Origin of the sequence: Phycobacter sedimenti (genome assembly GCF_038148855.1) — a bacterium.
Lineage (GTDB): Bacteria > Pseudomonadota > Alphaproteobacteria > Rhodobacterales > Rhodobacteraceae > Phycobacter > Phycobacter sedimenti.
In genome coordinates, this window is record NZ_JBBVGR010000008.1 from 48,151 (window position 1) to 74,991 (window position 26,841).

25 protein-coding genes and 1 tRNA gene are annotated in these 26,841 nt (G+C 59.1%); 3 read left to right on the forward strand and 23 right to left on the reverse strand.

Annotation, left to right across the window (positions count from 1 at the left end; genetic code table 11):
• The first annotated feature begins 11 nt into the window (after window positions 1-11).
• Complete coding sequence (locus AADA15_RS14815) at window positions 12-1,187, forward strand: glycosyltransferase 61 family protein (RefSeq protein WP_341642335.1); 1,176 nt, start codon at window positions 12-14, stop codon at window positions 1,185-1,187.
• Here AADA15_RS14815 and AADA15_RS14820 read toward each other — a convergent pair.
• Window positions 1,184-1,780, reverse strand: coding sequence for an HD domain-containing protein (locus AADA15_RS14820; RefSeq protein WP_341642336.1), 597 nt, complete (start codon window positions 1,778-1,780; stop codon window positions 1,184-1,186). The two genes, AADA15_RS14815 and AADA15_RS14820, sit on opposite strands and share 4 nt — an antisense overlap.
• 195 nt (window positions 1,781-1,975) lie before the next feature.
• Window positions 1,976-2,052: transfer RNA gene (locus AADA15_RS14825), tRNA-Arg, on the reverse strand.
• Between the two features lie 158 nt (window positions 2,053-2,210).
• Here AADA15_RS14825 and AADA15_RS14830 point away from each other — a divergent pair.
• Window positions 2,211-3,236 carry a LacI family DNA-binding transcriptional regulator gene (locus tag AADA15_RS14830; RefSeq protein WP_341642337.1) on the forward strand — a complete coding sequence of 342 codons (1,026 nt, stop codon included), beginning with the start codon at window positions 2,211-2,213 and terminating at the stop codon, window positions 3,234-3,236.
• Between the two features lie 3 nt (window positions 3,237-3,239).
• The gene (locus AADA15_RS14835) at window positions 3,240-4,451 is read left to right on the forward strand and encodes a winged helix-turn-helix domain-containing protein (RefSeq protein WP_341642338.1); all 1,212 of its coding nucleotides are present in this window, start codon (window positions 3,240-3,242) and stop codon (window positions 4,449-4,451) included.
• A gap of 5 nt (window positions 4,452-4,456) precedes the next feature.
• On the opposite strand, the gene AADA15_RS14840 is transcribed toward AADA15_RS14835, so the two are convergent.
• The 21 genes from AADA15_RS14840 to AADA15_RS14940 all read right to left on the reverse strand — a co-directional run bounded on the left by AADA15_RS14840 (window position 4,457) and on the right by AADA15_RS14940 (window position 26,826).
• A complete protein-coding gene (locus AADA15_RS14840) occupies window positions 4,457-5,386 on the reverse strand; it encodes a helix-turn-helix transcriptional regulator (protein WP_341642339.1) in 930 nt (309 codons plus the stop codon).
• A 132-nt stretch (window positions 5,387-5,518) separates the two neighbouring features.
• On the reverse strand, window positions 5,519-5,977 hold the full coding sequence (locus tag AADA15_RS14845) for an acyl-CoA thioesterase (protein ID WP_341642340.1): 459 nt from the start codon (window positions 5,975-5,977) through the stop codon (window positions 5,519-5,521).
• Window positions 5,978-5,996: 19 nt separating this feature from the next.
• A complete protein-coding gene (gene boxA / locus AADA15_RS14850; protein ID WP_341642341.1) occupies window positions 5,997-7,199 on the reverse strand; it encodes a benzoyl-CoA 2,3-epoxidase subunit BoxA in 1,203 nt (400 codons plus the stop codon).
• A complete protein-coding gene (locus tag AADA15_RS14855) occupies window positions 7,200-7,373 on the reverse strand; it encodes a hypothetical protein (protein WP_341642342.1) in 174 nt (57 codons plus the stop codon). It abuts the gene before it with no gap.
• Between the two features lie 126 nt (window positions 7,374-7,499).
• A complete protein-coding gene (gene boxB, locus AADA15_RS14860) occupies window positions 7,500-8,951 on the reverse strand; it encodes a benzoyl-CoA 2,3-epoxidase subunit BoxB (RefSeq protein WP_341642343.1) in 1,452 nt (483 codons plus the stop codon).
• A gap of 51 nt (window positions 8,952-9,002) precedes the next feature.
• Window positions 9,003-10,661, reverse strand: a complete 1,659-nt coding sequence (boxC, locus tag AADA15_RS14865; protein WP_341642344.1) for a 2,3-epoxybenzoyl-CoA dihydrolase — start codon at window positions 10,659-10,661, stop codon at window positions 9,003-9,005.
• Window positions 10,662-10,803: 142 nt separating this feature from the next.
• Window positions 10,804-11,259, reverse strand: a complete 456-nt coding sequence (locus tag AADA15_RS14870; RefSeq protein WP_341642345.1) for a DUF309 domain-containing protein — start codon at window positions 11,257-11,259, stop codon at window positions 10,804-10,806.
• A 1-nt stretch (window position 11,260) separates the two neighbouring features.
• Window positions 11,261-12,079: an alpha/beta fold hydrolase gene (locus AADA15_RS14875; protein ID WP_341642346.1), complete on the reverse strand. Its 819-nt coding sequence runs from the start codon at window positions 12,077-12,079 to the stop codon at window positions 11,261-11,263.
• Window positions 12,079-13,620 carry a benzoate-CoA ligase family protein gene (locus AADA15_RS14880; RefSeq protein ID WP_341642347.1) on the reverse strand — a complete coding sequence of 514 codons (1,542 nt, stop codon included), beginning with the start codon at window positions 13,618-13,620 and terminating at the stop codon, window positions 12,079-12,081. The genes AADA15_RS14875 and AADA15_RS14880 overlap by 1 nt, the downstream gene beginning before the upstream one ends.
• Window positions 13,621-13,908: 288 nt before the next feature.
• Window positions 13,909-15,414 (reverse strand): TRAP transporter large permease, encoded by a 1,506-nt coding sequence (locus tag AADA15_RS14885; RefSeq protein WP_341642348.1) that lies wholly within the window; start codon window positions 15,412-15,414, stop codon window positions 13,909-13,911.
• Window positions 15,411-15,992, reverse strand: coding sequence for a TRAP transporter small permease (locus tag AADA15_RS14890; protein WP_341642349.1), 582 nt, complete (start codon window positions 15,990-15,992; stop codon window positions 15,411-15,413). Before AADA15_RS14890 ends, AADA15_RS14885 begins: the two co-directional genes overlap by 4 nt.
• Window positions 15,993-16,065: 73 nt before the next feature.
• A complete protein-coding gene (locus AADA15_RS14895; protein ID WP_341642350.1) occupies window positions 16,066-17,112 on the reverse strand; it encodes a TRAP transporter substrate-binding protein in 1,047 nt (348 codons plus the stop codon).
• A gap of 527 nt (window positions 17,113-17,639) precedes the next feature.
• Entirely contained in the window at window positions 17,640-18,338 is a 699-nt protein-coding gene (locus tag AADA15_RS14900) for a fumarylacetoacetate hydrolase family protein (protein ID WP_341642351.1), read from the reverse strand.
• Between the two features lie 228 nt (window positions 18,339-18,566).
• Complete coding sequence (locus AADA15_RS14905; RefSeq protein WP_341642352.1) at window positions 18,567-18,791, reverse strand: hypothetical protein; 225 nt, start codon at window positions 18,789-18,791, stop codon at window positions 18,567-18,569.
• Window positions 18,792-19,017: 226 nt separating this feature from the next.
• On the reverse strand, window positions 19,018-20,424 hold the full coding sequence (locus tag AADA15_RS14910; protein ID WP_341642353.1) for an oligosaccharide flippase family protein: 1,407 nt from the start codon (window positions 20,422-20,424) through the stop codon (window positions 19,018-19,020).
• 10 nt (window positions 20,425-20,434) lie between these two features.
• Entirely contained in the window at window positions 20,435-21,208 is a 774-nt protein-coding gene (locus AADA15_RS14915) for a sulfotransferase family 2 domain-containing protein (RefSeq protein ID WP_341642354.1), read from the reverse strand.
• 165 nt (window positions 21,209-21,373) lie between these two features.
• The gene (locus AADA15_RS14920) at window positions 21,374-21,967 is read right to left on the reverse strand and encodes an acyltransferase (RefSeq protein WP_341642355.1); all 594 of its coding nucleotides are present in this window, start codon (window positions 21,965-21,967) and stop codon (window positions 21,374-21,376) included.
• A gap of 4 nt (window positions 21,968-21,971) precedes the next feature.
• On the reverse strand, window positions 21,972-22,949 hold the full coding sequence (locus tag AADA15_RS14925) for a glycosyltransferase family 2 protein (RefSeq protein WP_341642356.1): 978 nt from the start codon (window positions 22,947-22,949) through the stop codon (window positions 21,972-21,974).
• The gene (locus tag AADA15_RS14930; protein ID WP_341642357.1) at window positions 22,946-24,052 is read right to left on the reverse strand and encodes an acyltransferase family protein; all 1,107 of its coding nucleotides are present in this window, start codon (window positions 24,050-24,052) and stop codon (window positions 22,946-22,948) included. The genes AADA15_RS14925 and AADA15_RS14930 overlap by 4 nt, the downstream gene beginning before the upstream one ends.
• Entirely contained in the window at window positions 24,049-25,518 is a 1,470-nt protein-coding gene (locus tag AADA15_RS14935; RefSeq protein ID WP_341642358.1) for an O-antigen ligase family protein, read from the reverse strand. Before AADA15_RS14935 ends, AADA15_RS14930 begins: the two co-directional genes overlap by 4 nt.
• Before the next feature lie 18 nt (window positions 25,519-25,536).
• Entirely contained in the window at window positions 25,537-26,826 is a 1,290-nt protein-coding gene (locus tag AADA15_RS14940; protein WP_341642359.1) for a right-handed parallel beta-helix repeat-containing protein, read from the reverse strand.
• Window positions 26,827-26,841: the final 15 nt, after the last annotated feature.

A 26,841-nucleotide genomic window follows, 5' to 3' on the forward strand; every position in this document is an offset into this window, starting at 1 on the left:
CAGGATACCAGATGACAGATCTCGGCACCGGACCCGATAATCAGCCGATGCCGGGGGGCGGGTGGTCCGAACAGATCGTGACCCTCAGGAACGCGCGCGTCGTACCGCCCGTCGAAAGCGCCCTGGTCCAGAAGGCCGGAATTCTGAAGGAGGACGGAACCTATTGCCGGGAAGGCGCCCTGTGGCGCAGGTTCCGCCCGATCACCATTGCACCAGACCAGCCAAAGGCGATCAGGGAAACGATTTCGGGCCGCTGGCTTTGGGGTGGCGTTCTATGGGTGCATTTTGGCCATTTCCTGGTGGAAAGCTCGTCCCGTCTGTGGGCGCTGGCGCATCTGGATCAGCCGGTGGACGGGGTTCTGTTTATTCCCAAACGCCCGAGCGTAGGAGGTGAGACGCGCGGCTTTCAGCGCGATTTCATAGATCTTTTTGCACCCGGAATGCCGATCCGCGTCGCCGCAGAGCCTTCGGAGGTCGAAGAGCTTGTCGTGCCGGGGCAGGGCTTTGGCCTTGGGCAGATCACGCAAGGGACGCGCAAGTTCCGCTCCGCCATTCACAGCGGCTTTGCCCGAGATGTGAAACCGGAAGGGCCGGGCAGGATCTATATCTCCCGCTCGAAGCTGGGTCTCAGCAAGGGCGGTCTATTGGGCGAAGAGCAGATGGAAGAGCGGCTGCGCGGCGAAGGCTACGAGATATTCCACCCGCAAGAGCACAACCTGCGCGAACAACTGGCGCGCTACAAGGCCGCCAAACATGTGATCGCGGCAGATGGGTCGGCCATTCACCTTTATGCCATGGTGGGGCGCCCAGATCAGAAGGTGGCCATCGTTCTGCGGCGTCGCTCGGGGGCCAATAACCTGTTGGCCTCAAATGTCGCGCATTTCTGCCGCTGCAACCCGGTGGTGATCGGCGCATTGCGCACCGAATGGGTGCCAAAGAACAAGCCGACATCGAACCGCAACAGTTTTGGCGAGATCGACCACGCGGTCATCGGTCGTGCCCTCGCGCAGCATGGGTTCATTGCCCCGGATGCCCAGTGGCCGGTTCTGAGCGATGTGGAGCGCAGTCAGATCCTGATGGACAAGGGATTTGGCGGTGGAGATCGGTTTGTGGAATCGCCTGAGTTCAAACAGCAACGGGTCCGCGAGATGCGCCGCGCCCGCCGCGCAGCCAGAAGCGCCCCCTAGAGCAGCCCCAACAACTCGGCATGTCGTGCGACGAACTCATGGCGCACCTCGACCGGCGGGCGCAGCCGGATCGACAGGTCTGCGATCATCTGTTGATCGGGGCGACCAAAGAACCTGTTGGCCTCTGTTTCAGAAAACCCGGCGATCTGCACCGCCTCCATCCAGGCGCTGACCTTGTCGGCCCGCTTGATCTTGGATTTGATGGTCTTTGGCAGGGCGGCGGGCAGGCCAAACCGGACATGGATCGCTGTGGTCAGCCGCTCGTCCAGGCTTTCATAGCCGGGGCCGACGGCGGCCTTCACCGGGGAGATCATGTCTCCGATCACATATTCCGGGGCATCATGCAGCAGCGCGGCAAGACGCCATTTTACCGGCGCCTTTGGATAAAGCCGGGTGAACAGGGTTTCGACCAACAGCGAATGCTCGGCCACTGAATAGGCAAAATCCCCTTCTGTCTGTCCGTTCCAGCGCGCCACGAAGGCCAGCCCGTGGGCGATATCCTCGATCTCGATATCCACAGGGGTGGGATCCAGAAGGTCCAGACGACGCCCGGACAACATCCGTTGCCAGGCACGGGCAGGTTTCAAAGCCATGGGTCAGATCGGTCTCTTGTCACGATTTGCCCTGTGCCTACCCTGTCGGCCTATGCTGCGCAAACCCTCAATCCTTTAGACAGCCATGTCGGAATACTGGACCGAGAAACCATTCCAAACCGTTGGGAAGATGATGTGACAGGACTTTCTTCTGGACAAGCTGAGCCGCAGATAAGGCATCAGACTTTGTGAAACTGGCGACCCCGACAGGATTCGAACCTGTAACCTGCCCCTTAGGAGGGGGCTGCTCTATCCAGTTGAGCCACGGGGCCGCGCGTGTTTACGCGATAGCAAATCGTCTCTGTCATCACAATGGGGGCGCGCTCGGGGCCTGCGTGTTTTCGAAGCGTTGCCCCGTTGCAGTTCCCATTGTGCATTCCGCGCTGTCTGCGCTAACATCGGATAAACAAACCCAAAGAGGCCCACGCCCGTGACCACCGACAACAAGCGCCCGCTCACCCTTCGTGACGTCTCAGAAGCGACCGGTGTCTCCGAAATGACCGTCAGCCGGGTGCTCCGCAATCGCGGCGATGTGTCGGACAAGACCCGCAGCAAGGTTCTGACCGCCGCCAAGGAGCTGGGATATGTGCCCAACAAGATCGCCGGGGCGCTTGCCTCCAAAAGGGTGAACCTGGTGGCTGTCATCATTCCGTCGCTGTCGAACATGGTCTTTCCCGAAGTGCTGACCGGCATCAACAAAGTGCTGGAAAACACCGAGTTACAACCCGTGGTCGGTGTCACCGATTATCAGCCCGAGAAAGAGGAAAAGGTCCTTTATGAGATGCTGTCCTGGCGTCCCTCTGGGGTGATTATTGCTGGTCTTGAGCACACCGAGGCGGCCCGCGCCATGCTGAACGCCGCCGGGATCCCGGTGGTGGAGATCATGGATACCGACGGCAAGCCGGTGGATGCGATGGTGGGGATCTCCCATCGCCGCGCGGGCCGCGAGATGGCCAAGGCGATCCTCAAGGCCGGGTATCGTCACATCGGTTTCATGGGCACCAAGATGCCGCTCGATCACCGTGCCCGCAAACGGTTCGAAGGCTTTACCGAGGCGCTGGCCAAGGAAGGTGTGGAGATCGAGGATCGCGCCTTTTATTCCGGCGGCTCGGCGCTCGCCAAGGGGCGCGAGATGACGGCGGAAATGCTGGAGCGCTCGCCAGAGCTGGATTTTCTCTATTATTCCAACGATATGATCGGGGCCGGTGGGCTTTTGTACCTGCTGGAACAGGGCATTGATGTGCCGGGTCAGATCGGCCTTGCAGGTTTTAATGGGGTGGAGTTGTTGCAGGGCCTGCCGCGCAAGCTGGCCACCATGGATGCCTGCCGCCAGGAAATCGGGCGCAAGGCGGCAGAGATCATTGCCGCGCAGCTGGAAGATCCCGAGGCCGAGATCGAACGTCATGTGACCCTCAACCCCACGATCACCTATGGTGATACGCTGAAACGGCGCTGAGCGATGCGCGCGCGGCTGGGAAACCGGGCCGCGCGGCGGCTGTTTCTTGATCGGCACGGGCTGCTGGAGGCCCCTTCAGGCCCGTCGCAGGGCGGGGATCTGTTGGAGTTGATCCATCGGCTGGGGTTCGTGCAGCTCGACAGTATCAACACGGTCGCGCGTGCCCATGATGTGATCCTCTATTCGCGTCGGCCCAGCTACCGTCCCGCCCATCTGAAGCGGCTGTATGAGCATGATCGTGCCCTGTTCGAGCATTGGACCCATGATGCGGCCGTGATCCCCATGGCGTTCTATCCCCACTGGCACCTGCGGTTTCAGCGCGACGCGGACCTTTTGCGTAAACGTTGGCGCAACTGGAGGCGCGACGGGTTTGAAGAGCGGTTCAAGGCGGTGTTGGAGCACATCCGCGACCATGGACCAGTAAGCTCTTCGGATGTGGGCAAGGACGAAAAGAAGGGGTCTGGCGGTTGGTGGGACTGGCACCCCTCCAAGACCGCGCTGGAGTACCTCTGGCGGTCGGGCGCACTGACCGTGGTGGGGCGCGAGGGATTTCAGAAACGCTATGATCTGACCGAGCGAGTGATCGAAGAGCAACTGCATCCCGCCGCTTTGAATTGCAATGCCGAAGCCACCGTGGACTGGCTATGCAATGCGGCGCTGGATCGGCTCGGATTTGCCACCTCGGGAGAGATTGCGGCCTTCTGGGATACCGCCTCGGCGGCGGAGGCGAAGGACTGGGCGATGGAACAGGTCAACTCGGGTGCCCTGGAAGAGATCGAGATCGAACAGGCAGATGGTGGCTGGCGCAGGATGCTGGCGCGTCCGGGAACGATGCAGCAGGCTGCGGAGCTTGGCCCTGCGCCGGGGCGGATGCGGGTGCTCAGCCCGTTTGATCCTGCCTTGCGTGATCGTAAGCGGGCCGAACGGCTGTTCGGCTTTCACTATCGGATCGAAGTCTTCACCCCGGCCCCAAAGCGCAAATATGGCTATTATGTTTTCCCCCTGATGGAAGGGGAGCGGCTGGTGGGGCGGATCGATATGAAGGCGGATCGCAGTTCGGACCGCCTGAACGTCACTGCAGTCTGGCCCGAACAGGGCGTCACTTGGTCTCCGCGCCGCATCCAGCGTCTGGAGGCGGAACTGGACCGGGTCGCCCGGTTTGCGGGGGTGGATGGCGTTGCCTTTGCCGAGGGTTGGCTACGCGAACCGCTGTAGGGCGGTCAGAGAGCAGGCTGCTCTGTGAAACCCCGCTCGTTGATCATCGCGATCAGGCTGTCGCAGGACTGTTCCACCGTCTGACCCGAGGTGTCGAGCTGCGCCAGCGCGCGGCCATAGAGCGCTTCGCGACTGGTCAGGATCGAGCGCAGCTGCTCCATCGCTTCGGGATTTCCCGCCATCGGGCGTTCGTCGCCTTGTGCGCGCACGCGGGCCATGTGCTCATCCGGGCGGGCCTTGACCCAGATGGTGTGAAAATGGGCCAGAACGTTGGTATAGGTCTCAGGCTCGGCCACGATGCCACCCGCGACCGCCAGGATCAGGCTGTCATGGGTGGCGATGATGCGATTGATCGCCTGCGCCTCCAGCTGGCGGTAGCCTTCCTGCCCGTAAAGGGCCATCAGTTCCGACACGGGCATGCCGGACTGGCTTTCGATCTCGCTGTTGAGTTCGAGAAAAGGAATACCCAGAACCTTTCCGGCCATGGCGCCAAGGGTGGATTTCCCGGCGCCCCGCAGACCTACAAGGCAGACACGTCCTGCGCGCTGGGTTTCGGGGGCTTCGGGGGCCAGCAGGTTCAGGACCGCCTGCTGGGTTGCGCTGGTGGCGCCGCGATAAAGGTCGGCTACGCGCAGCGCGTCAGATGTCCAGGGATCTTCCTCGCCGATCAGCCATTCGATCCGATGATCCAGTGCTACCGCCACGCGCTGTAAAAGCCCGATGGAGATATTACCCTCACCGGCCTCCAGCTGGGCCAGGTAGCGGGGCGACACGCCCGAACGATCCGACAAAACCCGGCGCGGAATGCCTTTGCGTTCGCGCGCCTTGCGTACACGATCACCAACCCGCGCAATCAGCGTGGGCACCGCCTGATCGATTTCGCTGGCGGTCTGAACCGGGCGGGTCTCGCCCCGGAAGTTGGTGATTTCACTCATTCGATGCCGCTTTATGAAACATAATGCATAAACCTAAGGCGCTGGCGCATCTGGTTCAAATGAAAACCCGCAAGGTTCGGGCTTATCCATGCATTATCTTGCGGAACCCCTCGTCAGACGCGGAAGCGCCCCTTAGGCAGGACGCAACTGCGGCTCGACCACCGCACGATAATCAGCGGGGGCGGCTTTGGAGGTGAAATCAGTGGGATCGATAAAGACGCAGGTGAAGGTGCCTTCAAAACAGAGGATCCCGTCCTGGCGGGCATCCACCCGGAAGGTGATCGATTTGGTCCCCAGCTTGCAGGGCCAGACCTCGCACATCAGACGGTGGCGCGGCGTGACAGGTGAGCGAAAATCGATGCTCATGTTCACGAAAGGCGTGCCGGTGCCCCGGTCCAGCTCCATCTGAAACCAGCCGTCGCCATCAAGGTTGTGTTCCCACCAGGCGTCGATCGCCTCCAGCGCAAAGGCGGGCAGGCGGCCGGTATAGGCGATCTTTGCGGGATCGCAGTCACCCCAGCCGACGCGGATTTCATGCACGAAGGTATCCGGTCCGGAGCCTTCTCCGGCGGGGGCGATCTGGTCTGTCATCTGGGCTTTGTCCTGCGGCTCAATAGGTTTCGACGTGGTAGCGTCCATCGGCGCGCATCGTATCGCGCAGATCGGCCCAGTTCAAACCATTGGCGCGGGCAATATCGCGCAGCGCCTCTTCGACACCTTGCTCCATCGCCTTCAGACCACAGATGTAGATATGGCCCGTGGGGCTTTGCATCAGGGCGGCGACCCGGTCAGCCTCTTCACGCAGGCGGTCCTGTACGTATTGCTTGGGCGCGTCCTCCTGCCGGGAGAAGGCGAAGAGCTTGCTCATGAAGGCGTCAGGCACCTTCTTGAGCGGGCCAAAATACGGCAGCTCTCCGGGGCGGCGGGCGCCAAACACCAGTGTCATCTTGCCGGTTTCATGCGGCGCTTCGCGCAGGCGGCGCATGGTGAAGGCGCGGAACGGTGCCGAACCGGTGCCGGTGCAGACCATCATGATGTCCGCAGCCGGATCCGAGGGCAGCAGGAAGGTGGCGCCGAAGGGACCGGTCACCTGCACTTCGTCGCCTGCGTTCAGATCGCAGACGTAGTTGGAACACAGTCCCTGTTCCTCACGCTTCACGGTGAGCGAGATGTTGTGATAGCCGGGCCGTTCCCCATCGCGGGGGCTGGAGACAGAATAGAGCCGGGGCAGATGCGGCTTTCCTTCGGCATCCGTGCCGGGAGGGATGATGCCAATGCTTTGCCCCTCAAGCACCGGAAAGGGCAGGCCCGCCGGATCCAGGATGATATGGCGCACATCGCTGTCGCTGTCCTTGTCCGTCAGCCGGTAGTTGCCCTGCACCTTGAGCGTGGCGGGCTTGCCTGGGGTGTACATGTTGATCACGGGCTTGCTGGCGCTGGCCGGGGCAACCGCCTTGCCGCCCGCACCGGCGTGGGCATCTGCCAGAAGCGCCGCCACGGCGTCGTCGATGGCTTCCTCATCGCCATCTGCGTCACCGCCAGCAATCTCTTCCTGCTCGGGCAGCTCCATCCATTCGAACTGCTCGTCCACCGTGTAGGGCGTGTTCACCACCCGCCATTCGTCGATCGAGCCGGTGGGGCAGACCGGGATGCAGTCCATGCAGAAGTTGCATTTCTCGGCGTCGACAACCACGTTCATGTCGTCATGGACGATCGCCTCTTCGGGGCAGGTCATTTCGCAGGTGTAGCAGCGGATGCAGATCTCAGGATCGATCAGATGCTGTTTCAGCGGTGCGATTGGGGCATGGGTCATTCAGCTTCTCGGTGCTTTCTTGAGGATCGCATCGGGGACGGTCAGCGCATCGATCAGCGCGCGGCACATGCCGACGCAATCCGAGCAGCCCACGCAGGGCCCTTTGAGGCCATTGATCTGGACCGACAGGCGGTCAGCATTCGGCGTTTCTGCCGGGGTGCGGTTGATGTCCATTGGGTGATCCTCCGGTCTGGCTGGGGTTGATCCGGCTGGGTGTGCTCCGGTCTGGATGCCCGGCGCCTATCGGACAGTGTGACAGGCGCCGGGAAAGAGAGGGTTAAGCTCTCAGCGGCCTTTGGATCAGGCCATGTGCAGTTTGACGTATTCGAAATCGCCCGGTTTGTTGTCGATGCCAACCTTTGGCGGTGCGATCCAGCTGGCGTATTGACCGGGCTCGTAGACCGGCTTCATCAGCGACTGGATGAAATCGCCATCCGCGTGGGTCGGCAGCCACTCCTGAATGCCCTTGTCGTATTCGGCGCCCGAAACGTGGTTGCCTTCGGGGTCGAAGTTCTTGTTGGCAAAGACGCCGATCTTGCGGTTGAAGGCCTGGTGGGGCAGCTTCATCTCGAACTCGATCCCGTACTTTTCGATGATCTTGTTCCAGCGGCCCACGCCCCCGGCCGCGTCTTTGACGTAATCGTCGCGCAGGCGCATATTGATCGCAGTCAGTGCGGGCACTTCGCGTTCGACGATTGTGTCGCCTTCGAGATCCAGCACGTTGTAGGTGTCGTTGGTCAGCTTGTGGTCGTCCTTGAGGCGCAGCTCCATGTAGCGGCCCTTGATGCCCGCGTTGAAGGCATTGGCGGCGTTGGTGGAGACTTCCTGACCGAACAGATCAAGCGACAGCGTGTAATGCAGATTCAGCTTTTTCTGGATGGTGGGCAGGTCGATGACGCCCAGATCGCGGATCTTGTTGGTGTCAAAGGGATCGGTGATCCCGGCCTTCTTCATCGCCTCGCAGGTGGCCTGGATGGTACGGCCGACGCCGGTTTCGCCCACGAACATGTGGTGCGCCTCTTCGGTCAGCATGAAGCGGCAGGTGCGCGACAGCGGATCGAAACCGGATTGCGCCAGGCTTTCCAGCTGCATCTTGCCGTCGCGGTCGGTGAAATAGGTGAACATGAAGAACGACAGCCAGTCCGGCGTTTCCTCGTTGAACGCCCCCAGCATCCGCGGCGCCTCTTCCGAGCCGGAGGAGCGGATCAAAAGATCGTTCGCCTCTTCGCGCCCATCACGGCCAAAGTATTTCTGCAGCAGATAAACCATCGCCCAAAGGTGGCGACCTTCCTCGACGTTCACCTGGAACAGGTTGCGCATGTCATAGAGCGACGGCGCGGTCAGGCCGAGGAAGCGCTGCTGTTCGACCGATCCCGGCTCGGTATCGCCCTGGATCACGATCAGGCGCTTCAGCATGTTGCGGTATTCGCCGGGCACTTCCTGCCAGGCGGGTTCGCCATAGTGTTCGCCCATGGGAATGGTGCGGCCTTCGACCTGCGGGGCCAGCAGCACGCCCCAGCGGTATTCGGGCATCTTCACGTAGTCGAACTTGGCCCAGCCTTTGGGGTCTACCGAAACAGCCGTGCGCAGGTAGACCATGGATTCCTGAAAGTTCTGCGGGATCAGGTCATTCCACCAGTTGATGTAACCGGGGTGCCATTTTTCCAGGGCTTTCAGAACCTTCTTGTCGCTGGACAGGCCAACGTTGTTGGGGATCTGGGTGTCGTAGCTGACGTTGATGAGATCTAGCATTTCGTTCCTCCGTCGTGCGGTGCCGCATTGGCGGGCCGCTGAATTTCCTGATTACACGCGTTCCATGTTGTATTCGCCGCGCTGGCCGGTGCCGTAGCGCTGCAGGGCACCCTCTGCCCCCACCGCATTGGGGCGCTGGAAGATCCAGTTCTGCCAGGCGGTCAGGCGGCCAAAGATGCGGGTCTCCATGGTCTCGGGTCCGGCAAAGCGCAGGTTGGCCTCCATGCCGGTCATCGCATCGGGGCTGAAGCTGGCGCGTTCCTCAAGGAAGATACGGACCTCGTCCTCCCAGTCGATATCGTCAAAGGCATAGGTGATGAGACCCAGTTCCTCGGCCTGATCGGCCTCGAGCGGCTCACCGATATGATCACGAAGCTCTTCGATCGACTCGGGGGTGCCAAGGAAGCGGGTCTGCAGGCGGGTCAGGTCGTTGCCCATCGGATAGGTGCCAAAGTTCCCCTCGCTGAGGGTGATGGCGGCCAGCGGGCGATTGTCGCCTTCGAACTCTTCCAGCATCATGTAGGAGCGGTCGACAGCCCACAGCAGTTCCGCCAGCGGCCCGGCAAAGCAGGAGCCATGCTCGACCACCGCCACCAGGGACCGAGAGGTCATGTCGACGCGTTTCAGCAGGCGCTTCCAATAGGCCAGGATCTCGTTGGCCAGCCAGTGATCGCGATTGTTCAGAAGCAGTGCCTCATGCGCGAGCAGTTTCTCTGCGTCACCTTGGGTCTGGAACACCACGGTGCCGACCTCGCGTTCATTGAGGCGCAGGTGCAGGATGGCGTCATCCAGCTCGCGTGCCAGGCGCAGCATGTAGGTCTGATCGCCTTCGGCCTGCAGCGCCGCAGTATCTGCCGGGGCGTCCGCATCGGGGCCTTTCAGGGTGATAGTGGCGCGACCGCCGTCGCGGTCGATTTCGACCTCGACCAGAGAATAGGTGATGGAATCCTCGCCAAAGCTGCGGGTGATCGGCCCCAGCGTGATGCCGGTCAGCCCGTCCGGTTTGGCGCTGGCTTCGGCGAACTCTTTGGCGCGCTCGGCCACGGTGTCTGCAAACTTGGAGTTTGGCACAACCTCGTCCACCAGACGCCAGTCGACAGCGCGCTGGCCTTTCACGCCTTCCTCGATCGAGCAGAAGACATCGGCCAGATCGCGGCGCACCTTGCGTTTGTCCGTCACACGGGTCAGCCCGCCGGTGCCCGGCAGAACCGCCAGCAGCGGTACCTCGGGCAGAGCCACCGAGGATGTGCTGTCGTTGGTCAGCATGATGTAGTTGCAGGCCAGCGCCAGCTCGTAGCCGCCACCGGCGCAGGCACCCTGAACGGCGGCGATGTATTTCTGGCCCGAATCCGCCTCGGCGGCCTCGAAGGTGTTGCGGGTTTCGTTGGTGAATTTGCAGAAGTTCACCTTGTGGGCGTGGCTGGCGCCGCCCAGCATGCGGATGTTGGCGCCGGCGCAGAACACTTTTTCCTTGCCGGACTGCATGACCACCACCTTCACCTCGGGGTGTTCAAAGCGCATCCGCTGCACGATGTCGGCCAGTTCGATGTCAACGCCCAGATCGTAAGAGTTGAGTTTCAGCTGGTAGCCGTCGAACAGCCCGCCGTCCTCGTCCACATCCATATAAAGGTTGGCGATGGGGCCATCGTACTCCACCCGCCAGTGCCGGTATTTCGAAGGGTCGGTCTGAAAATCGATTGCCTGGGGCATGTCGCGCTCCTGAGTTCTGTTGGGGTCAACTTACCGCAGCTTTTGAGTGCGGCAAAGAAAAAGATGCATAATAATGCCCATCACCAGCGAGATATTGCAGAATTGTTCACGAATTTATCCGGGGCCCACCCCGAGTAATGCATTATAATGCATTACTCGGGTGTGCGGTGCCCGATTGGCCAAGCTTCGAGAGCTGGTTGCGAATCTGCTCTTCCCGCAGGCCTGAGGTGATCCAAAGGCTGGACGGTAGCCCGTCCAACTGCCTTCCACAGATCTCACAGAGCCGCTGAACCGCGCGCGGGCGCTGCATCCGTCGCTTGAGGCAGGCATTGGCGAGCTGGATCATCCCCTGAACCAGCCGCTTTTCGTCCGAGCCGCCCGGCAGGGCCATCCAGACCGCTTCCCAGACCTCATGGGCCTCCCAGAAGTATCCGGTGTCAAAGAATTGCAGCCCCGCACGCCAGGCATCAGACGCGAAAACAGCCCCGCAGGGCTGTTCAGGTCTGGCCGTTTCACATAGCGCATCGAATGTACCTTCCGGATGCCGGGGTGTCTGGCCCGGGATATGGGCGTGCGGCGGATCCGGAAAGCGGGCCATGTCAGGCGGTCTCGACTTCGGCGGCCTCGATCCGGGCCAGACGGCTCGTAAAGTCGGCCACAGCCGCGATCACCTGTTCCGGCTGGTCCTGATGCGGGCTGTGCTTGCAGTGATCGAGGATCAGCATATCGCAGGGGCAATAGGTCCGTTCCTCGATCACTTCGACTTGTGCCAGTGTGCCGTATTGATCTTCGCGGCCCTGGATCGCCAGTACGGGAATGCGCAGATAGTCGATCACATCTGCAACATCCCAGGCGCGGAAGCCGTCATCCAGCCATACATCGTTCCAGCCTTTGAAGGCACCGTCCGGATCCTTGTGGTATTTCGCAAGTTTTTCCTTCAGATCACCGCTCTCGTAGGCCTCTTTCGCCTTGGCGATTTCAGCCAAACCACCCGGTTCGGTGAAGAAATGCGGCGCCATCAGGATCAGACCGCGCACCCGGTGATCAATCACGCTGCCGCCATAGATCGCCGCGATGGTGGCGCCGTCGCTGTGGCCCAGAAGGACACCATGCTCCAGCCCGATGGCATCAAGCAATTCGGGCAGCACGTCTTTGGCTTCGCGCGTCATGAAGTCGAGCGGGCGGGGCAGAGCCACGGGATCTGACTGCCCGTATCCCTGGCGCGAATAGACAAAGACGCCCCAGCCGGTCGCCGCAGCCAGTTTTTCAGGGAAGTCTCGCCACAGGGCGACGCAGCCCAGCCCTTCATGCAACAGAACCAGTGTCGGCGCCTGATCCGGCGCCGGGCCATGGCTTGCATATTCCAGAGTGGCACCACCTGCAGCGATGGTACCGCTTCGCCCCCATTCAAAAGCCATCATGCTTCCTTTCGCAGTTTGAAGCGCTGGATCTTGCCGGTTGCCGTTTTCGGCAGATCCTCGGCAAAAACGATCCAGCGCGGATATTTCCACTTGCCGATCTTGTCCTTCACAAAGTCCTTCAGCTCGGTCGCAAGCGCATCGTCTCCGTTGCCTTCCTTCAGGACGATATGGGCTTTTGGTTTTTCGAGGCCTTCTTCGTCACGAGCAGGAACCACGGCGGCCTCCAGAACAGCGGGGTGGGAAACCAGCGCCTGTTCTACCTCAAACGGCGAAAGCCAGATGCCGGAGACCTTGAACATGTCATCGGTGCGACCACAGTAGATGAAACGCCCGTCTGCGCTGCGTTCGTATTTGTCGCCCGTGCGAGTCCATTCGCCTTCGAAGGTACCCCGGCTTTTGCCGCGCTGGTTCCAGTATCCCTCCGCGGCCGAGGCACCGCGTACAAGCAGTTCACCTATCCCGCCCGGTGCGGTCACCTCTTCACCGGCTTCATCCACGAGGCGCAGTTCGTAGCCCGGCACGGCCACGCCGGAGGTGCCGTAGACAACATCGCCCGGCGTGTTGGACAGGAAGATGTGCAGCATCTCGGTGGAGCCGACACCATCCAAAATCTCGACGCCCCAGATCTGCTCCCATTTGCGGCCGACTTCTTCGGGCAGGGCTTCGCCAGCGGAAATGCAGCGGCGCAGGGGGGCGTCGGGTTTGCCCGTGGTCTCCAGCGCCGCAACCGTTGCCGCATAAAGGGTGGGCACGCCGCAATAGATGGTGGGTTTCTGCTCTTCGAGGATCGATAGCACCGTATCCGGTGTGGGGCGACCATTGAACAGGATGGTCGTTGCCCCAACCGACATGGGGAAGGTCATCCCGTTGCCAAGACCATAGGCAAAGAAGAGCTTTGCGGCGGAAAACACCACGTCGTCTTCAGCGATCTGCAGCACCTGATCGCCGTAGGTTTCCGCCGTCGCGGCCAGAGCGCCGTGGACATGGCGCACGCCTTTTGGCTGACCGGTGGAGCCAGAGGAATAGAGCCAGAAGGCAGTCTCATCCGGACAACAATCGATGGCGGACTGCGGCTCGGCTCCTGCGAGGAAATCGTCGTAGCTCTCGCAGCCCTCGGGGGTGTCGCCGCCAATGACCACGATTTTCTGAAGGTCAGGGCAGGCGCTTAGGGCGGGCTCTACCACTTCCCAGAGTTCGGCGTTGACAAAGAGGATGGTGGCGCGGCTGTCTTTGAGGATGATTTCATAGACCGAGGTTGCCAGCAGTGTGTTCAGCGGCACCGGCACCACGCCCGCCTTGAGCGCGCCCCAGAAGATCTGCGGAAATTCGATCTGATCGAGAACCAGCATGGCGGCGCGGGTCTCTCGGGCGATTCCGGCGCGGCGCAGGGCGCCGGCCACACGGTCCGTTACCTCTGCCAGTGCGCCGTAGGTGATCTGCCGCTTTGCCCCTTCCGCCTCAAGAAAGGCAGGTTTGTCCGGGCGCTCGGCCCGGTGGCGGTCCACAAAAAATCCTGCCGCATTGCCGCTGGGTGTCATCCTCGCTCCTCCCTTGTCTGCCCGGCAGGCCTATGATGTCGCCGGGCCTGCGCAGCCCTCCCCGGCGGCGCAGTGGTGTTCGTGGGCAGATTAATGCACTGGTCGCAGAATAATGCAACATATTGCGCAAGAAAAATGCATTATCTTGCACAATTCTGATGATCGCCTTGATCCAAAGAGTTTCTTTGGGATCCTTGGTGCCCGCTTGAACGCGAGCATAAACGAAAAGGCCCCCGCCAGATGTCTGACAGGGGCCTCTTTTTGCGTGTTTTGATTCTACTTAGGTGGTCAGTGCAACCACATCAGCGGCAACAAGGTGATGATCGGGAAGGCCACCAGGATGATCACCCGGATGATGTCGGAGGCGACAAAGAACATCACGGCCTTGTAGGTGTCGACCATCTTGGTGGTTCGATCCATGGCGTTGATGATGAAGAGGTTCATCCCCACCGGCGGGGTGATGAGGCCCACCTCGACCACGATCAGCACCAGAATGCCGAACCAGATGGCGACATACTCGGCTTCGATCCGGTTCACACGGCCTTCTGTGACGCGAATGCCCAGTTCCTTCATCTGCTCGCGCGTCAGCTCCATGCCGTTTGCGATGGCCTCCTGAATTGAGGCCAGCATTTCGGCGCCCATGCCGGGTGGAACACCGTTGCGCAGAACTTCCATCGCCGCGTCTGCCTGCATGGCGGGCAGGGACAAAAGGCCAAAGTCCATGGCCGAAATCACCGGAAAGAAGATCGGGATTGTCAGCAGGATCATCGAGAGGCTGTCCATCAGACAGCCAAACACCAGGTAGAAGGCCAGGATCAGCGCAAGCACTACCCAGGGGCTCAGGCCCTGGCTGACCACGAAATCGGCGAGTTCCTGTGGCACCTGCGTGAGGGCGAGGAAACCGTTGTAAAAGCCAGCGCCCAGAACAATGAAGAAGATCATCGCCGTGGAGCGGGCCGTCACAAGGAAGCTTTCGACCAGTGTTTCGCGGTTCAACCCGCCATTGAGCCAGGCGATAAAGCCGGTGCCGAATGCGCCGACGGCCGCGCCTTCGGTGGGGGTGAACCAACCGGCATAGATGCCGCCTACCACAAGGCCAAAGACCAAGAGGACAGGCCATACCTTGAACAGGTTTTCAAACCGTTCGCTCCACGGGATCGCGGGGCGCGTGCCTGCGCTGTCGGGGAACATGCGCACATAGATCGAAATGGCAACGACATAGCCGATCGCGGCCAGAATGCCGGGAATGAAGGCCGCGAGGAACAGCTTGGCGATGTTCTGTTCGGTCAGGATGGCATAGATCACCAGAACGACCGAGGGTGGGATCAGGATCCCCAGCGTACCGCCAGCGGCCAGCGTCGCAGTGGAAAAGCCACCCGCATAGCCATAGGCGCGCAGCTCGGGCAGGGCGACGCGGCCCATGGTGGCCGCTGTTGCCAGTGACGATCCGCAGATCGCGCCAAAGCCGGCGCAGGCCCCGATCGAGGCCATGGCCACCCCGCCTTTTCGGTGCCCAAGGAAGCCCGCGGCTGCCTTGAACAGCGCCGAAGACATGCCGCCCAATGTCGCGAAATGCCCCATCAAAAGGAACATCGGCACAATGGTCAGCGAATAGGAGGAAAAGGTCGAATAGGTTTCGCTTTTGAGGCGGCCAAAGGCGACCTGGGTGCCCCCCGTGACCATGATCAGCCCGACGAGACCAACGAGGAACATCGACAGCCCAATCGGTACCCGCAGGAAGATCAGAACCATCAGGATGGGAAAAGAGGCTATTCCGATTTCAAGAGCTGTCACTGCTCACCCTCCACACCGTCCCACAGCTGGATGCGGCCGGTCATAAATTCAGTTGTGCGCACGATGGCCATGTAGATGCCAACGATAGCGGCCGTGCTTGCGGCAAAGAGGCTGGCCGCATAGGCCCACCAGGTCGGAAACTCGAGCAGGAACGAGGTTTCCCCGTTGTGGTATTTCCCGATCATCCCATCGGCGAGCTTGACCGTGATCAGCCCCAGAACACCGGCAAAAAGGATGGCAATCACCATGCGCAGGAACCGGTTCACCTTGACCGGAAAGGCGTTGGCGACCACATCGACCGAGGCATGCCCCGAGGTGATCTGGCACAGTGGAATGAAGGCAAAGATCGCAAATGCCACCCCGGCCTCGACCATTTCGAAATCACCGTTGATTGGTCCGATGTAGTTGATCAGCCAGTTGGACAGATCCGGAAGGTTCTCTTGCATGAAATCTGCGTGCAGAACGCCGTTCAGCAGACGACCGATGATCGACAGGCACGTCAGCAGGATCAGGAGTACCAGGACCATACCGCCCAGAATGGCCATTTTTCTGGCCAACCCCATCATGAGCTTGTGCATGGTGTTTACCTCTTTCTGAGTACACGAAGGGCCGCGGCACGGGTGCGCTGCGGCCCTTCGGTTATGCTATCGCTTACTTCACGTATTGCGGAGTGTATTTTTCGATCAGGTAGGATGCCTCTTCCAGCAGGGCCTGACCATCGATACCCTTTTCCGCCATATCCGCCAGCCACTTGTTGTAGATCGGCTGGGCCAGGGCGCGCCACTCATCGGTCTGCTCTTGGGACAGAGTGATGACGTTGTTGCCGTTGTCCAGGGCGAATTCACGTGCGGGACCGTCCGAATCTGCCTGGGTGCCACCTGCGAAGACCGAGAACTCGAGGCCCGAGTTGTCGTCGATGGCTTTTTTCAGGTCGTCGGGCAGGCTTTCGTACTTTTCCTTGTTCATCGCCAGAACGAAGGTCAGGGTATAAAGCGCCTTGCCGGTGAACTCGGTGTGGTTCTCCACCAGTTCCGGAACCTTCAGCGCGGTGGTGACTTCCCACGGAATGGTGGTGCCGTCGATCACGCCCTTGGACAGGCCTTCAGGGATGGCGGGAACCGGCATGCCGACGGGGGTTGCACCCAGTTCGGTCAGCAGCGCGTTGACCGAGCGCGAACCACCACGGATCTTCATACCCTGCAGGTCGCCGGCTTCCTCAACCGGATCGGTGGTGTGGATCATGCCGGGGCCATGCACCCAGGTACCCAGGATGTGGACGTCCTTGAACTCGGTGTCTTTCATGTGGCGCTCGAACATTTCCCAATAGGCGTGCGAGGTGGCGCGCGCATTGGTCATCATGAAGGGCAGTTCGAAGACTTCGGTCGACGGGAAGCGACCCGGCGTGTAGCCGACCACGGTCCAGACGATATCCGCGACACCGTCGATGGCCTGGTCCATCAGCTCTGGCGGCTTGCCGCCCAGCTGCATCGAGGGGTAGCGGTCGATTTTGATACGGCCGTTCGAGGAAGCCTCAACGTTGTCAGCCCAGACATCCAAGACCAGTTTCGGCACGTTTGCCTGCGCCGGCAGGAACTGGTGGAGCTTCAGCGTCACCTCCTGAGCGAAGGCGGACGTGGCGCACATCGCGGCAATTGCCGCCGCGCCTGCTGCACCAAGAATCTTTCTGCGAGTGGTCATGTGATTCCTCCCTTTGACCCTATTTCCAAGCAACATAATGCCGGCAACTAAGAATATTGCAATATATTGCCTATTTCTTTCTGCTTTGGTCTCGTACACACCCCTTCGGTTCGCAAAAGAAACCATGCAGGGCCTCTGCTATTTGGTGCATTTGTAACCATCAACAGCAGATCATGCATTTTTCACTCATGAATTGGTCGGGCCCAATCAGCCCACGGCCCGGCCTAAGTGTTACAGAATTTTCGCAAAGCAGTTCTGCGTGATACATTCCAGCATTTCGCTTCGTGAAGATCAATCACAGAATGGCATCACAGGCATGAAAAAGCGTCTCAAGACCATTTGCCGCGTGGCGGCCGTGGTCCGTCACGTGTGTCCCCCCCCCTTTTGGTGACCGCAGTGCGCCTTGCGCACAGCCTCATATTTCATAGGCGAAAGCCGCCGGTCTCAGGAATGGATCAAGCGCACATCTTCTTGACGAAATCGAACCACAATCACCGGACCGGCCACATGAGCGTCTTGCATGCGGATTATTGCGCCGGGCTCAAGGTCAGCTTGACTGGCGAAAGCCCGTCGATACCACCCTCGATCACCTGACCGGCGTTGACCGCGCCAACCCCGGCCGGCGTACCTGTCATAATGACGTCACCGGGGCGCAAATGATAATAGAGCGACAGATGGCACAGGATGTCTTCGACCGACCAGATCATCTCGTCGAGGGTGGCGTCCTGGCGCAGTTCGCCGTCAACCGTCAGCCAGATCCGCTTGCGAGCTGGCCCATCCCAGTCAGCGCTACGGGTCAGGGGGGCAAAGACGCTGCCCTGTTCAAGATCCTTGCCCAGGTCCCAGGGGCGTCGTTTGTCCTTGGCCTGCCCCTGCAGGTCGCGGCGGGTCATATCGAGCGCAGAGCCGTAGCCAAAGATCGCATCCCTTGCCTGCTCCGGGCTGGCGCGAAACAAGGGAGCGCCAAGGGCAACCGCAAGCTCCATCTCGTGATGGTAATCTTCCGTACCCGGGGGATAGGGCACCATTGCACCGCTCATCACGGCGTTTACAGCGGATTTGGTGAAGTAAAAGGGCGCTTCGCGGTCCACCTCATTGCCCATTTCTGCGGCATGGGCGGCATAGTTGCGCCCCACGCAAAAGATCCGTGCGATGGGGTAGCGATGCTCTTCCCCCAAGACCGGAATGGCAGGTGTTTCGGGCAGGTCGAACAAGGTCCGTGTCATATTGCTGCGCTCCATGCAAATCGCGGCCTTGGCCGCAGGGCTTGCCTGATGCGTAGCATAAGTTCGTCATGGACCACAGCCCCGGCCAAGTCTGCGCATGCACATAGCACTACGCCATGCCGAAGCAGGGGCTCAAACGCCATGCCGCCGACGGGTCAAGTCTGAGTTGACCCCAAGTCGCAGCTTATATCCAGGGCAGGATTTTTCGGCCCCAAGGAGGCTCAAAGCTCACTGAGTGAGACGGGCCGTCTTGAGCCAGTTGTTGATACCGAGCGTTATCTTGAACGCCAGAATAGCTACCACAACGACCGGCCAGACAAGGCACAGAACCATACCAATGGCGCGGTAGCCCTTTGTCTCTTTTCGATTCTCCTCGCCCTCAATGTAAGTCAACACCAGCGCGGCGGCAGTCAGAAACAGATAGATTGCAAACAAGACTGTGAAATCGAACATAAATCGTCACTCTCGAAGATCGGCTTTCTTTGAACGTGTGGCCATCGGTATTCAACGGCAGGTATAATATTAGACTCAAGTTGAGGCAATTTGTAGTCAATTCATGGGAAAACTTGCGAAAACGTCGCAACTGATCACGAAACTGGCACAAACATGCAGGTCCGAATGCAGACCGCTGTGAATTGATGTGGCAGGCTACCCGATCGGCCCTGGATGACCGCCCCGGTTATTTGTTGCGGAAATGGCGCAAGAAGGCTCTTGAACTGAACAGCAGAAGGCCAAAAAACGCCAGGCAAAGCCACAGCGCCCCCGCGGCCCATTGTTCGGTCAGACCCAGGCCGGATGCCCCCGAGGCAATACCCGCCATCACAGCAACTCCAACCGCACTCAGGTGACTGGGCAACAAAGGCGCCATCGCCATCGCCACCTTCATCTGCATCAGCGCCAGGGAGAGTGCCCAGCCCAGCAGCTCGGCGACTATGGCGATGGCCAGAATTGCGGGCAGGCCATGGCCGTTTGTAGCAGCCCACCACGTCGCCCCAAGGCTGGCAACGCGAACAAGGTTCGAGGCAAGGGCATTTCCGGTGAATCCCAAGGCCAGGGATACCAGGTTTGGCCCGTTCTTGAAGACGCGAATACCCTGCTGGATCGCAAGCCAGATCAGCATCCACGACAGATCCTGAAAATCGTCCCCCAGAAAAACGTCCACGAACCAGGGACCCAGCAGCAAGGCACCGACTACCACCGCCGTTCCACCAAGCAGGTTCCCCTGTACGGCGGCTTCGGCGGTGTCTTGAAATGCGGTTGGCGTCTCGCGACGTGCCTCACCATAGCGGCTGAGGTGAGTCAGAAAGAGATTTCGAATTGAGCGGCTAACGATTTGAGTGGGGGTCAAGGTCAGGGTAAAGCCCATGGCGACAACGGCAAGAACCTCGATCCCCAGTTCCCGACCGACGATGACCTTGTCGCCTTGGAAGACCAGAAACAAGAGCACACCGTTCAGCAAAAGCGGCCATCCAAAGCGCACCGATTCTGCAATTACCGCACGATCCAGGACCAGGCGGTAACGCCGTTCGGCCAGCAGGTGTGAGGTCAAGGTCTCCAAGACACCCTGCAACAAGAGCGCGTAAAGCATCACTCGGAAATCATTCAGAAAAGCCGCAAGCGGCCAAAGCGCCAACAAGGAGGCCAATGCGGGCATCGCAGAGGTCAATACGAGAGGAGCAAACCGCATGTCCCGGTTCAGTCGGTGAATGTCAAAATGCTGCAGAGACCGCAGCACGGGTATCAGCGCCATCATCTGGTAGGCCCAGGCCACGTCGGGAATGTTCATGAAGTCGGCAATTGCGCCTGCCGCAAAGAACAGGATGACGCCCGAGATGACTCCGCGCAGCACCTGAAAGCCCTGCAGCGCGGCCTGAAAGTCCGGATCCTCGCCTTTCTTGTCCTGAACAATCTGCACTTGCAGGCCAAACTGGGTCGATACTTCCACGACGGCCATGGCAATGGCAAAGGTCGAGGCAATCCCGTAGTCCTCAACCGAGACCAGTCGCGCAAGAATGAGGTTCCTTGCAAACAGCATAAGGGACGTGGCTGCGTTGCCCGACAGCAGCAGTAGGATGTGACGCAGCATCGCTTGCCCTTCAGAGTTTTCGCAATTTCTGCTTGATCTTGCGCTTGAGCCTTGCCACCGGTTTTTGCGCATCGATCAGCGCCTTGTCGCGCTCGGTCAGGAAGGTTTCGTCAAAGACGGGTGCTGCCGCCTTTGGAGCTTTGTCCCCAAGGTTATAGCCAAACCGCTTGAAATCCTCGGCATATATCTGACCGATGAGGTCCAGTTCGGCATCGCTCGGTTTGACGCGTCCCTGAACGGCATTCTTCACATACTGGCCGCGCGTGTTTTCCGGAATGATTGCCCGCGGACCATCCTTGCGACCGGTCAGACTGTCAAACCACAGGACCAAACTGTCGAGGCCATGCTCCATGTGAAAGACCGTTGCGCCTTCGGGCACGATATCACTCATCGGGCGGGCGTGATTGTCGTAGGAAAAAGGCGACATGGCATATTGCGCCTCAAGTCCCTTCAGCCAGTCACCGAAGCTTGTGCTCTCGGGGATCGATTTCTCGACCTCAAGCTGGAAGTGATACGTGCTGACGATCCGGGACACTGGGTGACGCACGATGGTGAAAACAGCCGAGAAAAAGGAAAGCGGGATCAGATGCTCAAGAGTGGCGGCATCGACGTGCTGTGCGGACGAACGGGTCCAACGGTGGCTCTCAGGACGCTGAAAATAGGTGTTATCCTGAAAGGCAAGCGCTCCGAAACGCGCATTCAGGTAATAGGCGACAGAGGTGCCGCCACATTTCGGAACATGAGCATAGTAGATCAGACGGTCGTCAAACTTGAAAAAGGGCATAGGGAATCACGATTATGAAGAGGTGGCGGTCGAGAAGATCAGCAACGGCGTGTCTATCTCAGGCTCTACCACTGGAATTGCAAGGAAATCTACTCGCACAGGAAGGGCGGGCTTTGCCGATGCGCAGGGATCGCGCACTTCCTGCACCCGTATCGGCGCGTTCGCTCAAATCGACCCCTCCGTTTGGGTTGACGGTTTGGACACCTCGCGCTGCCCTACGATCTTTGCGGGAGAACCCGCAATGATGGCATTGTCCGGAAATTTCCCCCGGACAACGGAATGTGCGCCCACGATGACGCCCCGCCCAAGCTCTGTCCCTGCGAGCAGAATGGCGCCGCGTCCGATCCAGCAGTCGTCCCCGATCAGGATGTCGGCTTCATCCATGGCCTGCCTTGTGACCGGGGACCCGTCGTTGTAGCGATAGGTACTGGCGGTAACCATAACGTCGGGCGCAAACAGGGCATCGGCGCCGATCACGACCCTGGCTTTGCCCGGTCCGGCCCAAATCCGGCAGTCTGCCCCAAGGGTCACATGGGGGCCAATCTCTATGTTCTGCCCATTGGCAAAACTAGCTGTGGGCGAGATATTTGCAGAACGCGCGACCTGTGCTTTCCGTAGTTCCTGCAGATGCGTGTAGTTGTAGTAGTTCACGATCTTGACCAGATGAGCCCATGCCCTTGGATCCAGCGCTGACGCGATCAGCCGCAGGAAGCGCTGGGCACGGTTTCGGCGGACCTTGTGGACGGCTTCTGTGCTCATTCTTTCAATACCCTTGCATCCAGTCGTGCCGCTCGGCCCAGATTTCGGCCCATTTACGGGCGGCTTCATTTTTCTTTCCAGTCAGTTTTGCGATCAGGCCAATCAGAAGGGCACGACTGCCCGCCCAGAACCCGAGCGTTGCCCGCCCGAACGGCACCTGCCAGGTCGGCCAGTGATCCTGCATCAATGTCATACGGCCTTTGGCGCTGAGTACATACTTGCGGGACTGCTGTTTGGAAGCCGCACCAACAAGGTGCATGATCTCGGCATCCGGGGTGATCATTGGCCTATACCCAAGAGACCGAGCCCGGAGGCAGAGATCAGCCTCCTCGCCGTACATGAAGTATTTCAGATCGAAGCCGTCCAATTGGTCCCACAGGGATTTTCGTATCATCAGAAAGCAGCCCACTACGATGTCGACTTCGCGCACACTGTCGCGTTTCCAGCTGCCCATGCCTTCGAAATTGAAAAAGTCGCTACCTGAAAAGATCGAGGACAAACCCGTTGCCTTGCAGAAGGCAGACCACGGCGTGATGCGCATCCAGCAGGAGGCGATATTGAGGGACCCATCGGGAAACACCGTGCGCCCTCCGGTGATGCCCGCCTCGGGGTGCGCTTCCGAGAAGGCCAACAGGTTATCAACCGCGCCTTCGTGGCATTCGGTATCGGGATTGAGCAGCAACAGCCATTCGGTCTTTGCTTCAGCTGCCACAAGATTGTTTGCCTTGGCAAAGCCCAGGTTTTCTTTTGAGGCGATGAGGGTGACCTGCGGAAAGGCCTCTGCGATAGCCTCTGCCGAGCCATCCTGTGATGCATTGTCGAAAACCACTGTTTGAAACGCGGTCTTCCGGGTGGTTGCATAAAGAGTTTCAAGCGCTTTCAGTGTCAACTCACGCGTGTTGTAGCTCACGATGATGACGGTGAGTTTCGCGTTCTCGGATGCGGCTGTTTGCTGGTCTTGAGAGGAGTGGGACGCGTTCATGATTTTGATCTTCCTGTTCGTCCCGAGGAGGACGAGGTTGTCTCTGCGCCATTGTTGGTCTGCTTCTTGAACCTGGTTTCTAGCGACCTGCCGTATTCGATAAGTGGCAGTTCGAATTTGGTCCAGGAGACATAGGCCGCCAGCCAGGTCAACGCGGTGGTCATAGCCATCAGACCGGTTGGGGACAGGTCGACATCAATCTTCTGCGCCACCATCTGGATCCCATAGAGGAAGAAATAGTGAAACAGATACATGAAATACGCGAGGGCGCCGATCGCTGCAAAAAAGCGGGAGGCCAGAGATGAAAAGCTGTGGAAGTAGGTCCAGATGACCACAATGATCAGACAAACCGCAGTCGCAACCGACGGATAGAGGGCAACCCGGAAGGCCAGTGTCGAGGTTTGGGCGACCAGAAGTTGGACACAGAGAAACGCCAACAGCGTCACCAAGAGAGTGCGCTTGTTCATGTAGAGCACACCAAGAGCTGTCAGAGCACCAAGGAACACCGAGTCGAGCCGCGCAAGAGGGAAGCTGTAAACTTCGTTTTTGGGCAGCCCGTAGTGCAAGGCTGCCGCCCGAACGAGAACCGATCCAACCGACAGGACAACCAGTGCAATGGGCGCCCTGGACCGCAAGAACAGAAATGACAGACCACAGAGGATATATGCAAATTCTTCGACAGACAGCGACCAGGTGATGGTGAAAGGAACATTGGCCTTCCCTTCAATCAGGATAACCCAGCCGGTCAGGAAAAGAAGATTGATCCAGGCGGTTTCAATTCCGGGTTCCCGGTTCAGAGCCTCCGCAACAACAAAATAGCATCCAACCGCGATCAAATAGATCGGTATGATGCGAAACATCCGGCGCGTGAAAAAGACTTTGATGCCTGCCGGGTCGTGATTGCGAGACAGGAAAAGAGTGATCAGGAAGCCTGACAAGGGAAAGAATACATCAACCCCGAGGAACCCGTACTTTGCGAGCCAGGACCATACCGCATCAAGCTTTTCTGGAGGAAATTCGATGGCTACATGGTAGGCGATGATCATCAGGATCGCGGCCGCGCGGATACAGTCCAGTAGCTCTAGGCGCTTGTGTTTGGTCATTTGCGCTGCCTGTCTTGATTGAATCTTTTGGTTGCGCCGGACCTGTCGCGCTCATGCGCGGGAAACCGTGTGAAACGGTTGGCGGCACGCTGACTGGTTGCGGCGTCTGGCGGGGCGACGCCCTCCTCGTCCCGCCTGGTGATGTCAACGGAGCCAAGAAAAGCGCCCGATCCAATTATGAAGAAGACAATTGAAGTCATCTCGGCCCATACGGCAACCGTGGCTAGAGTCAGGATCAGGCCGAACATTGCAATCATCCAGGCCCGGCGCACATCGGCAACTGGCGAATCGGGATCAAACTTCCGCCGTGCCGCTTCCCCCATCAAAGTTGCAAAGACCGCCACGAGGAAGAACAGCGCCGGCAGACCGTAGACCACGGCATTCAGCAGCCAGTAGTTATCCATACTGCCCGACATCCATTGAGGCAGACCCCAGTAGTTGTAGCCAACGCCCATGAGCGGCGTGCGTCCAATTTGCGCGATGCCGTATTCCAACAGGACCATGCGCACGTTGGCGGTGCTGGAGTTGAATGCCATGCGCGAGGCAATGGCATAAAATGCCGGACGATCTGAAAGCAGTTCCGCCAGAATGTAGAGAAACACAAAACCGCAGATCAGGAAGACCCAAAGACCGCGAAATTTGCGGAACATCAGCCAGTAGATGATCAGCGCAAGCTGGAACAAAAGCGCCAGAAACGGGCCGGAAGACACCGAAACAAAACAGGCAACACCGATCAGAAAGCCGAACAACAGGCGTTTTCCCCGTCCCCAAATGCTACGGAACGCCACCAAAGAGGCCGAAAACCCGATCGAGGCAAATGTCCCCCAGTGAATTGGGTGGTCAAAAACGACCTGTGCGCGGTCAAGGCCCAGTCGCCTCGGATAGTCGACTTCTGTCCGGCTGAACACACCAGGGATCTTTTCGATAAGGGCAGGAATCACGAAATTCGATGTGATCGCTTCGTAGACGGCCAGGGGGAGCAAAAGGACAATGACCCAGGCCAGGAATTTGTAGACGTCTATGAAATCCTTCTCGTTACGAATACATGCTCGGGCTGTCAGGTATCCACCAAGGAACGCCAGCGCGTTCATCCCCACGAAGGTGACCAAGGAACTTGGATTGTTCTTGGCGATGGATATGCCAATCCAGAAAATGAACAGCGCAACAAACACGTCTGCTGCCTTGATCGGACCGTATTTTCCTCGCAGCAGGTTGATGCACAGGTAAGGCACAAGGAAAATGAAGACCAACCGGGACGTCGTCATCAGCAAAGAGCCGAGATTGAACAGAACAGGTGTTAGAATGGCCAGAATGACAACCTTGGCCAGAAAGGTGTTTGAGGGCGCTGCAGCGTGCAACGCCCCGGATCCGTGAGGCACGGCCTTTGTTGAGTTATCTACAGTCGACATTGGTCCGGCGTCTTCCGCAAAATGCGGATTTTGTTCTTTGGAAATCTGTTGGTTCAACGATTGAAAGGCGGCGATTCATGGACGCATCCCAAGTTTTTCTGCGCCAACCCGGCCATCCGAAAGGGGGCCTGTCGCAAGATAGCGGAAATTGGCCAGATCCAAGGGGTCGCCTGCCAGTGCGTTCTCGAACACCCGCCCGTAAAAGCCTGCGTCCATACGCCGTTCGGATTGGATCGACACATTGTCCCGCACGCTCCAATCGGCTGCCTCGGACCTGGGAAACCTGAAGGCTGCATTACGCTTGATCACGACGTTACGGCTGCGTTCTGCCACCTTGATTTGTGGCGAAGCCCAGACCTCGTTGAACCGCTCAGCTTCAGATCGGGAGTTACGTATCAGGGTGTTGTTGAGAATCGCAAGCCCGTCGGTTTCTCCAACGTAGATCCCATGTATGTGAGCGTTGATGATGACGTTGTTCTCTATGCGGATGTTACGGAAGAACAACTCTTTCCCGGCACGTCCCTTGTCCACAAGGTCATTGCGCATGAAGATCGTTTGCGTCCAAAGGCCGTGCCCTGAATTGAAGACATTGTCGCGCACGGTGACCCCATCCGTAGGAGCATCGGTCTTGTTCGTCCACAGCTGTATCATGTCGGCATGGTCCCCGGCATCGGGTGCGCGATTGAAGCTGTGAAAATAGTTCCCTTCGATCAACAGGTTCTGGACCTGTGCAAGTGTCAGTCCGTCCTTGCGTAACCCGTGAATGTCGTTGCCGGAAATCACGACGTTTCTGCTTCGATGAACCGACAAGCCGAGAAAGAGATTACGGATTTCGCAGTTTTCGATGGTTACGTACCGGCTGTCGCGGACAAGCAGGCCCTTTCCGGCCGGAAATCCATCCTCGACCGGCCCGTGACCCCGCGCCAGATCCCCTTCGAACAGCACACCTGAAAAGGTAATGTGACTTGATCCGTAGACACGGAACGGCGCAGTAAAAACCGACTCTTTGTCGCTGCTTATTCTGTAGCTGAGGGCAACTCCCTCAAGAGTAACCGAGGTGCTGTCAACGATCTGCAGCCCCGCCAGTTCCGGGCGTCGATCTGCTGACTGCGGCTGCAATTTCACCGGACTTTTGATGTCTCTGATGTTCAGCTTATCATAGCGCCCCGGTGCAAGGCGCAAAGTGAGAAGGGGTTGCCCGGGCTCTTTGGCAGAGCGCAGGGCTGTTTGAATGTCCGTTGTCGTCTGAACAACCAACACGTTCTCGGCACCTGCAACACCGGGAAAACAGGCTGCCCAAATGGCAACAAAAGCAGTCAGAAGGAAATGGTTTATGTCGGCCATACTTTTAAAAAACAACGACATCCAGAGTTCCTTGCT

Coding starts and splice junctions, on each gene's coding strand:
- AADA15_RS14910 (WP_341642353.1), bottom strand. CDS start 20,424: ATGCTGCGTCACATCCTACTGCTGCTGTCGGGCAACGCAGCCACGTCC.
- AADA15_RS14890 (WP_341642349.1), bottom strand. CDS start 15,992: ATGCACAAGCTCATGATGGGGTTGGCCAGAAAAATGGCCATTCTGGGC.
- AADA15_RS14940 (WP_341642359.1), bottom strand. CDS start 26,826: ATGTCGTTGTTTTTTAAAAGTATGGCCGACATAAACCATTTCCTTCTG.
- AADA15_RS14920 (WP_341642355.1), bottom strand. CDS start 21,967: ATGAGCACAGAAGCCGTCCACAAGGTCCGCCGAAACCGTGCCCAGCGC.
- AADA15_RS14845 (WP_341642340.1), bottom strand. CDS start 5,977: ATGACAGACCAGATCGCCCCCGCCGGAGAAGGCTCCGGACCGGATACC.
- AADA15_RS14930 (WP_341642357.1), bottom strand. CDS start 24,052: ATGACCAAACACAAGCGCCTAGAGCTACTGGACTGTATCCGCGCGGCC.
- AADA15_RS14915 (WP_341642354.1), bottom strand. CDS start 21,208: ATGCCCTTTTTCAAGTTTGACGACCGTCTGATCTACTATGCTCATGTT.
- AADA15_RS14900 (WP_341642351.1), bottom strand. CDS start 18,338: ATGACACGGACCTTGTTCGACCTGCCCGAAACACCTGCCATTCCGGTC.
- AADA15_RS14835 (WP_341642338.1), top strand. CDS start 3,240: ATGCGCGCGCGGCTGGGAAACCGGGCCGCGCGGCGGCTGTTTCTTGAT.
- AADA15_RS14870 (WP_341642345.1), bottom strand. CDS start 11,259: ATGGCCCGCTTTCCGGATCCGCCGCACGCCCATATCCCGGGCCAGACA.
- AADA15_RS14875 (WP_341642346.1), bottom strand. CDS start 12,079: ATGGCTTTTGAATGGGGGCGAAGCGGTACCATCGCTGCAGGTGGTGCC.
- boxB (WP_341642343.1), bottom strand. CDS start 8,951: ATGCTAGATCTCATCAACGTCAGCTACGACACCCAGATCCCCAACAAC.
- boxA (WP_341642341.1), bottom strand. CDS start 7,199: ATGACCCATGCCCCAATCGCACCGCTGAAACAGCATCTGATCGATCCT.
- AADA15_RS14815 (WP_341642335.1), top strand. CDS start 12: ATGACAGATCTCGGCACCGGACCCGATAATCAGCCGATGCCGGGGGGC.
- AADA15_RS14925 (WP_341642356.1), bottom strand. CDS start 22,949: ATGAACGCGTCCCACTCCTCTCAAGACCAGCAAACAGCCGCATCCGAG.
- AADA15_RS14905 (WP_341642352.1), bottom strand. CDS start 18,791: ATGTTCGATTTCACAGTCTTGTTTGCAATCTATCTGTTTCTGACTGCC.
- AADA15_RS14855 (WP_341642342.1), bottom strand. CDS start 7,373: ATGGACATCAACCGCACCCCGGCAGAAACGCCGAATGCTGACCGCCTG.
- boxC (WP_341642344.1), bottom strand. CDS start 10,661: ATGCCCCAGGCAATCGATTTTCAGACCGACCCTTCGAAATACCGGCAC.
- AADA15_RS14880 (WP_341642347.1), bottom strand. CDS start 13,620: ATGACACCCAGCGGCAATGCGGCAGGATTTTTTGTGGACCGCCACCGG.
- AADA15_RS14840 (WP_341642339.1), bottom strand. CDS start 5,386: ATGAGTGAAATCACCAACTTCCGGGGCGAGACCCGCCCGGTTCAGACC.
- AADA15_RS14820 (WP_341642336.1), bottom strand. CDS start 1,780: ATGGCTTTGAAACCTGCCCGTGCCTGGCAACGGATGTTGTCCGGGCGT.
- AADA15_RS14895 (WP_341642350.1), bottom strand. CDS start 17,112: ATGACCACTCGCAGAAAGATTCTTGGTGCAGCAGGCGCGGCGGCAATT.